We start from the raw sequence: 11,789 nt of genomic DNA on the forward strand, positions 1-11,789 counted from the left end.
GATGTCAGGGGGCGAGGTCGTCCATGGCGCGGTAGAGGCGCTCCTCGGAGACGGGGTAGGGGGTGCGCAGCGTCTGGGCGAAGAGGCTGACGCGCAGTTCCTCGATCATCCAGCGGATGTTCAGGAGGTCGGGGCCCGGCGGCGTGCCCGGCGGAAGGAAGTCCGCCGTCAGCTCGTCGTAGGCGGCGCGGACACGGGCGATCTTGGCCAGCTTGGGCTGCTCGCTGGCCACGTCGGCCGGGAGACGGTCCAGGCGGCGCAGGGCGCCGGTCAGGTAACGGGTCAGGTCGTCGAGACGATCGGCGCCGGTGGCCGTGACGAACCCCGGGTAGACGAGCGCGGCGAGCTGGCGGCGCAGGTCGTCGAGGCTCGCGGCGAGCGCCGGGGTGACCTTGACGGCGGTCCGCGTGCCGCCGCCGCCCTGGGCGGCGGCGAAGGCCGAGGACAATGACCGCAGGTCCTTGACCTGGACGGGGCGGCCGGCCGCCGGGCGGCTCGCTGACGAACCGCCCGCTGGTGAACCACCCCCCAGCGCCTCCGTCCGGGTCTTCACGTCGTGGGCGAGGGTGAGAACCTGCTGGACGGATCGGACGACGGCGAGCGAGCGATCGGGCAGTTCCCCCCGGACCGCGTCTCGTAGCCGCTCGAACGCGGCCTCGTCCCATACCGGGCCGCCCGCCTCGGCGATCAGCGCGTCGGCGGCCGCGGCGACGGCGTCGTCGAGCAGGTCGCCGATGCTCGCGTGCGGATGGTGGCGCAGGGCGAGTTTCGACGCGTTCGAGAGCTGGGTGTTGATGTACCGCACCGGTGACGGCACCGATGCGAGAACCAGGGCCCTGGTGCCGACGGGATGGGCCCTGCCCTGCTCGGCCTCGGTCGCCAGCACCCGAAGCGCGGCGCCCCCGGAAGGCTCGGCTACCAGCGCTGGGTAGCCACGGACCACATGACGTCCGGACCTGCGCTCGACGGTGCGCGGGATGGTACCCAGGTCGCCCCAGCCGGTCAGGCCGGTCCGTTCCAGGTTCCCGCCGGCGGCCGACACCGCCGCCGTCAGCTTCGGCGCCAGCTGGCGCTTGAGCTCGTCGAGGTCCTTGCCCTCGGCGAGCGCCGCCCCCGGCGGCGACGGCCGCTCGGCGTTCCCATCGCGCTGTTTCTGGCCGTCATGCTGCTTCTGGCCGTCACGCTGCTTCTGGCCGTCACGCTGCTTCTGGCCGTCGTAGACGCGGAACGTGATCCTCAGGTGCGCTGGCAGCCGGCTCAGGTCCCAGTCCGCGCGGGAGACGGTCGTGCCGCCCCCGATCCGGTTCAGCTCGCGTTCGACGACGGCGAGCAGCGGGCCGTCGGCCGGGCCGACGCGGTCCAGCACCGCGCGCGCGTAGTTGGGCGCGGGGACGAAGCTGCGCCGCAGTGCCTTCGGCAGCGAGCGGATCAGCTCGGTGACGAGATCCTCGCGCAGCCCGGGCACCTGCCAGTCGAAACCGTCCGGCTCGATCTGGTTGAGAATCGCGAGTGGGATGTGCGCCGTCACGCCGTCGGCGGCCGACCCGGGCTCGAACTGGTAGGTCAGGGCGATCTGGTGCTCGTCCCCGGGCCGGCCTGGCCAGAGGTCCGGGAAGTCCGCGGCGCTCACGCCCGCCGCGCTCGGGTTGACGAGCATCTCCGGGGTGAGGACGAGCAGGTCGGGCGTACCCGGACGGGTCTTCTTCCACCAGGCGTCGAAATGGCGGCCCGAGACGACGTCCGCGGGTATGCGCGCGTCGTAGAAGTCGAAGATCGTCTGGTCGTCGACGACGATGTCGCGGCGGCGGGCGCGGTGCTCGAGCTCCTCGGCGTCCGCGAGCAGCCGCCGGTTCTCGGAGAAGAACGCGTGCCGCGTCTCCCAGTCGCCCTCGACGAGCGCGTGCCGGATGAACAGCTCCCGGCAGAGAACGGGGTCGATCGCGCCGTAGTTGACCGTMCGCGCGGCCACGATCGGCACGCCGTACAACGTCACCTTCTCGGTGGCGACGACGGCGGCGGACCGGCGCGACCAGCGCGGCTCGCTGTAGGAACGGCGGACYAGGTGCCCGGCGAGTGGCTCGACCCACTCGGGCTCGATCTTCGCCGCGACCCGTCCCCACAGCCGCGACGTCTCGACCAGCTCGGCGGCGACCACCCAGCGCGGCGGCTTCTTGAACAGCGCCGAGCCGGGGAAGACGGCGAACCGCGCGCCGCGCGCGCCCAGGTAGTCCCGTTTCTCCGGGTCGAACAGGCCTATGTGCGACAGCAGGCCGGTGAGCAGCGCGGCGTGCACCTGCTGGGGGCTCGCCGGGGTGGCGTTCGTCGACAGGCCCAGCGAGCGGGCCGACTGGCGCAGCTGGCTGTGGACGTCCTGCCATTCCCGGACCCGCAGGTAGTGCAGGAACTCGGTGCGGCACATCTTGCGGAACTGGTTGGACGACAGCTCCGCGGCCTTCTCCCGCAGGTAGTTCCACAGGTTCAGGTGGCCGAGGAAGTCCGACGTCGGCTCGGTGAACCGGGCGTGTTTCTCCGCCGCCGCCTGCTGGGCGTCGGGCGGGCGCTCGCGGGGGTCCCCGACGGCCAGCGCCGCGGCGATGACGAGCACCTCCGCGAGAGCGCCCTGCTCCTCCGCCGCCACGATCATGCGGGCCAGCCGCGGGTCGATCGGCAGCCGGGCGAGCCGGCGCCCGAGCGGCGTCAGCCTCGGCATGTGCCCGCCGCCGCGCGCCTCACCCCCGCGGCCCGGTCCGTGACCCGGTCCGTCACCTGAGACGGCCCCGCGGCTGGCGTCGACGGCACCGTCGGCGCCGGCGGCTTCGGGCGCGCCGGTCTCGGCGCCGGCGGCCGGTCTCGCCGGGGCGGGCGGCCGCCGCGGCGACTCGAACGCGCCGAGCTCGTGGAGCAGCGCCATGCCGTCGGTGATCTGGCGGGGGTCGGGCGGGTCGAGGAACGGGAAGTCCGCGACCTCGCCGAGCCCCAGCGACGCCATCGACAGGATCACGGACGCGAGGTTGGTACGGAGGATCTCCGGGTCGGTGTATTCGGGCCGGCCCTCGAAGTCGTCCTCCGAGTAGAGGCGGACGCAGATGCCGGCGGACGTCCGCCCGCAGCGTCCGGCCCGCTGGTTCGCCGACGCCCGCGACACCGGCTCGATCGGCAGCCGCTGCACCTTCAGCCGGTGGCTGTACCGGGAGATCCGGGCCGTGCCGGCGTCGATGACGTACTTGATTCCCGGGACGGTCAACGACGTCTCGGCGACATTCGTCGCGAGCACGATCCGCCGGCCCTGATGCGGCTGGAACACCCGATGTTGCTCGGCGGCGGACAACCGCGCGTACAGCGGCAGGATCTCCCAGGGCAGCAGTTCCCTGCTCGGCCTCGGCCGGCGGGCCAGCGCGTCCGCGGTGTCGCGGATCTCCCGCTCGCCGGACAGGAAGACGAGGATGTCGCCGGGCCCGGCGGCCGACAGCTCGTCGGCCGCGTCGCAGATCGCGGTGACGACATCCCGGTCCGGATCGGCGTCCGGGTCGTCCGGGTCGATGACGGGCCGGTAGCGGACCTCGACCGGATAGGTCCGGCCGGACACCTCGATGATCGGCGCGTCGCCGAAGTGCCGGGAGAACCGCTCCGTCTCGATCGTCGCCGAGGTGATGACGACCTTCAGGTCCGGCCGGCGCGGCAGGATCCGGTGCAGGTAGCCGAGGATGAAGTCGATGTTGAGGCTGCGCTCGTGCGCCTCGTCGATGATGAGCGTGTCGTACTGGCGCAGCAGCCGGTCCGTGGCCAGCTCGGYGAGCAGGATGCCGTCGGTCATCAGCTTGACCAGYGTGTCCTCGCCGACCTGGTCKGTGAACCGCACCTGGTAGCCGATGATCCCGCCCAGGCTCCCCGCGCCCGTCTCCTCGGCGATCCGGTCGGCGACGGTGCGAGCGGCCAGCCGCCGCGGCTGGGTGTGCCCGATCATCCCGGTGACACCGCGGCCGAGCTCAAGGCAGATCTTCGGGATCTGCGTCGTCTTGCCTGAGCCGGTCTCGCCGGCCACGATGACGACCTGGTTGTCGCGGATCGCCGCGAGGATCTCGTCCCTGCGCTGGCTGACCGGCAGCTCGTCCGGGTATTTCAGCGCCGGCACGGCGTCGCGGCGCAACGCGACGCGAATCTCCGCCGTCTCGACCTCACCGGTGATCTCGCCGACCGCGCGGGCCCGCGCCTCGGCGTCCGGATCGTGGCGGACCGCGTCGAGGCGCCGCGCCAGCCGGTGCCCGTCGCGCGGCATCAGCGCGGGCAGCCTCGCCGACAGCCCCGCGAGCTCCGACCGCTCGGCGGGCCCGAGATCGACGGGCCGGCCGCCGCCGTCACGCTGCTTCCCCACCGGCCCGCGGCCCGACACCCCACCACGGCCGCCGCCGGCCACGCCACCACGGCCGCCGCCCGCGTCACCACGGCCGCCACCGGCCGCGTCACCACCCGAGCGGCCCGACGCTCCAGGCCGGCGCCGGCGGCCCGGACGGCCAGCCCGCTCCGGCGCGCCGCGGCTGCCCCCGACCGAGGCCGAGCCTGAGGCCGAGGCCGCCGAAGTGGCCGGCCGGTCCGTCTGGGCGGCGGCGGGGTCGACGGCACCGCCGGTCAGCGGTTCGACCGGCTGCTGGGCGTGCGGCAACGTCACGGCGCGAGCGGAGTCCATGTTTCCTGATCAGGGCTTACAGCGGTAATCGAGGGTCTCACAGCCCCGGCTACACCAAGGCGGTCACGGCGGGCGACTCGCGACGCATCATGCGGCGTCCCCGTCCGCGTCCCCGCATGTCAGACGCATGCGTCCACCATGCATATTCCCGCCGCGCCGCCGCCGCAAGCCAATATCGAGCCCCCGCCGGGCTGGGAGGGACGCTCAGCGCCAGTGGCCGGCGACCAGCGCTGGCCACGCCGATCACCCGACCCGGGTCACGCGACACCGGAGGCGGCAGGCTCCAGCCCCTCCTCAGGGGCCGCCGCCTCGGTAACCGTCGCTGGGCCGGCCGGGATGGCTGGGTTGGCCGGGATGGCCGGACCAGGCATGAGGGGCGCCGCGCCGTTCCCCCGCCACGATGGCCGGGCGTCGGGGTCCGGCGGCAGYGACGGCGAGAAGTCGTCCCCGAGGCGGCTGATCGCCGTCCTGGCGAAGATCTGCTGATGTGTCACGGTCCGCTCCGAGCGGCCCCGGCCGACGAAGCTCACGGCCCAGTGCAGCAGCGTCGTCACGCGGTGCTTGAAGCCGATGATGTAGACGAGGTGCACGGCCAGCCACATCAGCCATGCCACGAAGCCGGTGAGCTTCAGCCCGCCGATGCTGGCGACCGCGCTGAACCGCGAGATCGTCGCCATGCTGCCCTTGTCGTGGTACTTGAACAGCTTGCCGGACTGCCGGCCCTCGATCCGGGCTCGGATGTCACGGGCCGCGTGCCGGCCGCCCTGGATGGCGACCTGGGCCACTCCCGGCAGCCGGTTCAGCGACATCATGTCGCCGATGACGTAGACCTCCGGGTGACCGGGCAGGGTCAGGTCCGGCTGGACCTCGACCCGGCCGGCCCGGTCGATTCCCGCGCCGCTCTGCTCGGCGAGCTGCCTGCCCAGCGGGCTCGCCTGCACTCCGGCCGCCCACACCTTGCAGACCGACTCGATGCGCCGCCCCGTGCCGTCGGCCTCCTTGACCTCGATACCGGTCGCGTCGACGTCGGTCACCATCGCGCCGAGCTGAACCTCGACACCCAGCTTCTCCAGCCGCTCGGCGGCGTAACCACCGAGCTTGTCGCCGAAGGCGGGAAGCACGACGGGAGCCGCGTCGAGCAGCACAATCCGCGCCTTGCGCGGGTCGATGTGGCGGAAATCCCTGCGGAGAGTCCGGTGCGCGAGCTCGGCGATCTGGCCGGCCATCTCGACACCGGTCGGGCCCGCGCCGACAACGACGAAGGTGAGCAGCCGCTCAATATCCGCCTCGTCGGTGGACGCCTCCGCCAGCTCGAACATGCCGAGAATGCGGCCGCGCAGCTCGAGGGCGTCGTCGATGCTCTTCATCCCGGGCGCGTGCTCGGCGAACCGGTCGTTACCGAAATACGACTGCCCGGCGCCGGCGGCGACGATCAGGCTGTCGTAATGGTGCACGGCCGTACGCCCGACCAGTTCCGAGGTGACGGTCCTCGCCTCGAGGTCGATGTTGGTGACCTCGCCGAGCACGACCCGGACGTTGCGCTGGCGGCGCAGCACCTCGCGGGTCGACGGGGCGATCTCCCCCTCCGAGAGGATCCCGGTCGCGACCTGGTAGAGCAGCGGCTGGAAGAGATGGTGGGACGTCTTCCCCACGATCGTGACGTCAGCCCAGGCGCTGCGAAGCGCCTGGGCGGCGAACAGCCCACCGAACCCTGAGCCAATGACCAGGACGCGGTGCCGGTAGACACCATCCTCGATCGCGCCGACTTGGGTACCACTGGTGGTAACAGTGTTCGCGGTCACAATTCCTCTCCACTCATCCACTCGGGCGAGCGCGGTTTCCGCCGTTCCCCCAGACCATCTCACAGGAACGTCAGGGGCTGACAGCCGTACCGGAGTGACCTTCAACCCGCGGACCGTTCGCATACGCCAGGCGGCCCTGTCGCAGAAATCACACCCCGGGAGAATGTCGCTGTATCACGACCCCCGAACCGTCCCGATCACCTGAGCCGACCCGCCACCGCCGGTGGCCGCCAGTCGCCGGAGAAATCCGCCAGAATCACGTACTTTCCAAGCAGAACTGGACAACTTCTATTCCGCGGCGCACACGTCCGCCACGTCTCGCCGACGCCTTCGGCGTCGGTCGACCCAGCGCCCACCGGGTACCAGGTCGACCAACGCCAGCCGCGAGCGCGGCCGAGTGCCGTGGGTCAGGCGCCCGGCTGCGGAACGATGCGCAGGTAGGGCTTCGGCGCCTCCCAGGTACCGAAGATCTCCTTGGCCTGGTCGTTGTTGACGGAGCCGGCGATCACGACGTTCTCGCCCTGCTTCCAGTTCACCGGCGTGGCCACCTTGTGCTTCGCGGTGAGCTGCAGCGAGTCGATCACGCGCAGGACCTCGTCGAAGTTGCGGCCGGTCGTCATCGGGTACACCAGGATCAGCTTGATCTTCTTGTCCGGGMCGATGACGAACACGTTGCGCACGGTCTGGTTGTCCGCCGCCGTCCGGTCGGACGGGTCGCCGCTGACGTCGGCGCCCAGCATGCCGTAGGCCTTCGAGATCGTGAAGTCGGCGTCGCCGATCAGCGGGTAGTTGGGCGCGGTGCCCTGCGTCTCCTCGATGTCCTTGGCCCAGTCAGCGTGCAGCTCGACCGGGTCCWCCGACAGGCCGATGATCTTCACGCCCCGGCGGTCGAACTCGGGCTTGATCGAGGCGACGTAGCCGAGCTCGGTGGTGCAGATGGGCGTGAAGTTCTTGGGGTGCGAGAAGAGCACCGCCCAGGAGTCGCCGATCCAGTCGTGGAAGGAGATCGGGCCCTCCGTGGTCGCGGCCACGAAGTCGGGGGCGGTGTCGCCGATCGTCAGACTCATCGTTGTCTCCGTCGGATATGTCCGGCGCGCGCCGCGCCGGGTTATGTTCAGGTCAGAGGCGACTCTACGGACGCCTCGTTCCCTGAACGTTCCCTCGCGCGGCGGCGATCGCCTGCCGTCGCGACCGGGCCGCCCAGAACGGCTGCTCGGCCTTCTCGTACAGCGCCGCCGCCGCCTCGAACCTCGCGTGAGCCTGAGCCGGGTCGCCGTCCGCCGCCGCGGCACTGCCGGCGGCCGCCTCCGCCATCGCGCTCCAGGCCGAGCTGTCGAAGCGCTCCGCCGTGTTCCTCGCCGCCTCGGCGAAGGCCCGGGCGCCCGCGCGGTCCCCGGCCAGCGCGAGCGCCTCGGCGCCGACCTGGTTGAGCATCGCGCCGCAGCTCGGGCAGTCGCCGTACCGGGCCACCGCGGCCCGCGCCGCGCCGACCGACCGCAGCGCCCGCTCCTGGTCACCCTGTTCCAGGGCGACCAGCGCGGCCGTCGCGTGCAGCCGTCCCCAGGCATGGCGCCGGGACGTCGGGGCGACGGTCGCGATGGCGGTGGCCCGCTTCAGGTACGGCGCGGCGTCGTCGGGGGCGCCGGTGCAGACGGCGAGCTCGGCCAGGCGCATCCACGGCAGCGCGACGGATCTGCTGCCCATCGGCGTGTAGAGCTCGCAGCTGCGTTCGAGGCAGGCACCCGCCTCGTCCCAGTGGCCGCGCAGCAGCAGCGACTCGCCGAGCAGGCACCAGGCGAACGCCTGCGCCGCGATCGCGTCGGCCCGCTCGGCCAGCACCAGCGTCTGCCGCGCGTACTCCTCGACGTCGCCGGCGCTGCCGTCCCCGTAGAGCTGGTGCTGCCCGATGCAGTGGTTGATCTCGTAGAACCGGCTGACCCGGCCGCCCAGGTCGTCGGCCGCGAGCCGCCGGATCGTGGCCTGAAGCGAGGTGCGCCAGTCGCCCCGCATATGCGAGATCATCGCGAGTATCTCCAGCGCGTCCGTCACGCCGTCCTCGTCGCCGTGCGCCACGGCCGCCGCGTGTGCGCTCGTGGCCAGGTCCTGGGCCGCGCCGAGCTCGCTGCGCTCCCACATGACGCTCGCCCGCGCGCAGGCGATCCGCCCCCGCTCGGCCTCGTCCCGCGCGAACCCGTCGGCGGCGGCGAGGTGCGGCTCGGCCGCGTCCGGCAGGTGCTGCATCAACAGGGCGGTGGCGCACCGGCGGTGTAGCCGCGCGCACGCCGCCGCGTCGGTCGAGGCCGCGAGCGCCTGCTCGTAGGCCCGTACGGCGGCGACGGCGTCGCCCGCCTGCACCCGGAGGTCGCCGACCTTCTCCCACAGATCCGTCGACAGCGCCGGCTCGGCCCGCGCGTCGCCGCGGATCTCCTCGTAGAGGCGCTGCGTCCGCGGGCCCGGCTCGGTACCCAGCTCGGCGGCGAGCCGCTCGCGCAGCCGGTCGTACTGCCGCCGAGCGTCATCGCGCCGTCCCGCCAGCGCGTACAGCCGCATCAGCCAGGCGTTGTTCTCCTCGTGCGACGGATCCGCGCCAACCAGCCGGGCCACCGTGTGCGCGGCCTCGTTGACCTCACCGCGAGCCTCGAGCAGCCGGGCGAGCTCCCTGGCCAGCGCGGTCCAGTCGTCGCGCAGCTCGTCGCGGGGGCCGCCCGCCCAGTCGTCGTAGACGTCCTCGGGCAGCAGACCGTCCCGGTAGAGCTCCAGGGCGCTCGAGTAGGCATTGACGTCCTGGGTTCGCCGCGCCGCCGCGGCGAACGTCCGGTAGTCGTCCACATCGACGCGCAGGCGCTCCGACGGCAGGCACAGCAGATCACCGATCGAGACGATGAGGCCCGCGCCGTCCGCGCCATCGGAGCCGCCCAGCGCCCGGCGCGCCGCGTGCAGCGCCTTGCGAAGGTTCGCCGCGGCGGCCGACGGGTCGAGCTCCGGCCACAGCACGTCCATCACCTGCTCGCGGCGCAGCCGATGTCCCGGAGCCAGCGCGAGCAGCTTGACCAGCGCCGCCGGCTTGCGACGCGACCACGCGGCGTCCGGCACGGCCCGGTCTCCGACCACGACCCGGAACCGGCCGAACAGCTCGATCCAGAGGACTTCCACCCGATACCCCCATTACGTGCCCCACCAGCCATCGTGCCAGGTGAGGAGGATGAGGAGTCCGGATCGACGCCGAGCGCGACCATCGCCGCGGGGACCGCCCGTCACGCCCCGGCCGCGGCGGCGCCGCCGCACGCGAGCGTGTCGAAGTCGGGGAAGCGAAGGGCGATGTCGCTGCCGGTGAAGTCACCTACCCAGCCGTCGGGGTCGTGGAGGAACCGGACCGCGGTGAACGAGGGCGTCGCCCCCATGTCGAACCAGTGAGTGGTCCCGGCGGGTACGAACAGCAGGTCGCCGGCCTCGCACAGCACGGCGTGCACCTCCTCGCCCCGGGTGGCGTCGCGGGTGTGCAGGTAGAAGACGCCGCGGCCGGCGGCGAAGAAGCGGACCTCGTCGTCGGCGTGGGTGTGCTCGGCGCGGAACTTCGCCCGGGCCACCGCCGCCGTCGCCGCGAAGCTCGGCGCGCCGGTCGGGCGCAGCGCGACCACGTCGACCTGGGCGAAGCCGTCGGCCCGGGCGACCCGCTCGATCGGGTCACGGTAGGCGGCGAGGACGTCCTCGGCCCGCGCGGCGGAACGCGGACCAGCCACCAGCGGCCAGCGCTCGAACCGGAAACCGAGCCCACCGAGGAACGAGCCGATCAGCGCCGCGTTGGTGGTCGCCAGTGCCACGGTCGTCGGGTCGTGCGCCGGCCAGGTCGTCAGAGCGGTCATCCGTGCCTCCCCGGCCCACGCCGAACCGCCGTCCTCAGGACGGGACCCGCTGATCTTCCGGCCGACGGAAAACCCGAGTCAAGGCGCGGGCGCCATCACGAGGTTCCGGTGGCAACGATGTGGCACCGGCGCCGCCCGCTTGACCGGGGCCGGTCACGATCCGCATAGTGCCGGCATGTCGGAGCCGCCAGACCCGGACCAGAGCGGATCCGTCCCGCTGGCTGGTTCCAGCTGGCCCCCGCCGCGGCCAGCCCCCCGGCCACCGCACCGGTGGCCGCCGCCGTCTCCCGACCTCTCCACGCTGTCGCGGCCGCCATCCTCACCGTCCCCGCCCGGCCAGCCCCAGCCGCGGCCGTCTCCACCGCGCCCGCGGCCGGCACGGCGGCCGGCCACGCCGCCGGGGGCGGGAGCCGGGGCGGCGTGGACGGCGAGCCCGCGCCCGGTCGCCTGGACGGGTGCGTCCGTCCGTCTGCTGGATGAGACCCAGCTGCCGGACCGTCTCGCGAACGTGGACGTCCACCGGGTCGACGACCTGGTGGCCGCCATCCGCCGGCTCGTCGTCCGAGGCGAGCCCGCACTCGGGATCGCCGGTGCCTACGGCGTCGCCCTCGCGATCGTGCAGGCGGCGCGTGAGGGCTGGGACGGCTCCACGTTCACCGCCGCCGTCGGCCGGCTGCGCGCCGCCCGGCCGACGGCGCTCGCGCTCGTACAGGGCGTCGACGCCGCCTATGCCGTCGTCGACGACGGCCTGGACGCGGTCGTGGCGGTCGGGCATGCCCTCGCCGAGGCCGACGAGCGGGCGAGCCGCGCGATCGGCCGCCACGGCGCCGACTGGATCCTCGGCCGGCTCGGCGACCGCTCGCTACGCGTCCTCACCCACCGCGGCACCGGCACGCCGGCCACCGCCGCCCGGGATACCGGCCTCGGGATCATCCACGAGCTGCACGCCCGCGGCCGCGTCGAGCTGGTCTACGTCGACGAGACCCGGCCGTCGCTGCAGGGCAGCCGGCTCACCGCCTGGGAGCTGTCCCAGGCCGGCGTCGACTACCGGGTGCAGGTGGATGGCGCCGCGGCCGGCACGATCGTCGGCGGCCTCGTCGACGTGGCCGTCGTCGGCGCGGACCGCGTCGCGGTGAACGGCGACGTCGCGAACAAGGTCGGCACCCTCGGCGTGGCGCTGGCCTGCGCGCACGCCGGCATCCCGTTCGTCGTCGCCGCCTCGGCCGCAGCGGTGGACGAGGACCTGCCCCGCGGATCCCTGATCCCGATCGAGTGGCGCGCCGACGACGAGGTGCTGGCCTGGTCCGGCCGCCGCGTCGCCCCGCCCGGTGCTCGTGCCCACAACCCAGCCTTCGACGTCACCCCCGCGAGCCTGGTCAGCGCCCTCATCACGGAACACGGTGCCCAAGCCCCACATCTGTGACTTCGCGCGGACAACGA

General features: G+C 73.1%; 6 protein-coding genes. 1 reads left to right on the forward strand and 5 read right to left on the reverse strand.

The genetic code is table 11. The features are described 5' to 3' along the window. Positions 1–4: 4 nt before the first annotated feature. The 5 genes from hrpA to BL253_RS16185 all read right to left on the reverse strand — a co-directional run bounded on the left by hrpA (position 5) and on the right by BL253_RS16185 (position 10,349). Positions 5–4,276 (reverse strand): ATP-dependent RNA helicase HrpA, encoded by a 4,272-nt coding sequence (gene hrpA, locus BL253_RS16165; RefSeq protein WP_241834858.1) that lies wholly within the window; start codon positions 4,274–4,276, stop codon positions 5–7. A gap of 665 nt (positions 4,277–4,941) precedes the next feature. Then, positions 4,942–6,486, reverse strand: coding sequence for an NAD(P)/FAD-dependent oxidoreductase (locus tag BL253_RS16170; protein WP_241834843.1), 1,545 nt, complete (start codon positions 6,484–6,486; stop codon positions 4,942–4,944). 407 nt (positions 6,487–6,893) lie between these two features. Beyond that, positions 6,894–7,553, reverse strand: a complete 660-nt coding sequence (locus BL253_RS16175; protein ID WP_076817792.1) for a peroxiredoxin — start codon at positions 7,551–7,553, stop codon at positions 6,894–6,896. 64 nt (positions 7,554–7,617) lie between these two features. Next, positions 7,618–9,639 carry an AfsR/SARP family transcriptional regulator gene (locus BL253_RS16180; protein WP_076817794.1) on the reverse strand — a complete coding sequence of 674 codons (2,022 nt, stop codon included), beginning with the start codon at positions 9,637–9,639 and terminating at the stop codon, positions 7,618–7,620. A gap of 101 nt (positions 9,640–9,740) precedes the next feature. After that, entirely contained in the window at positions 9,741–10,349 is a 609-nt protein-coding gene (locus tag BL253_RS16185) for a 1,2-dihydroxy-3-keto-5-methylthiopentene dioxygenase (protein WP_076817796.1), read from the reverse strand. 175 nt (positions 10,350–10,524) lie between these two features. Here BL253_RS16185 and mtnA point away from each other — a divergent pair, with 175 nt between their 5' ends. Then, the gene (gene mtnA / locus BL253_RS16190; protein WP_274535214.1) at positions 10,525–11,772 is read left to right on the forward strand and encodes an S-methyl-5-thioribose-1-phosphate isomerase; all 1,248 of its coding nucleotides are present in this window, start codon (positions 10,525–10,527) and stop codon (positions 11,770–11,772) included. Positions 11,773–11,789 lie beyond the last annotated feature (17 nt).

This window comes from Pseudofrankia asymbiotica, from assembly GCF_001983105.1.
Classification (GTDB): Bacteria; Actinomycetota; Actinomycetes; order Frankiales; family Frankiaceae; genus Pseudofrankia; species Pseudofrankia asymbiotica.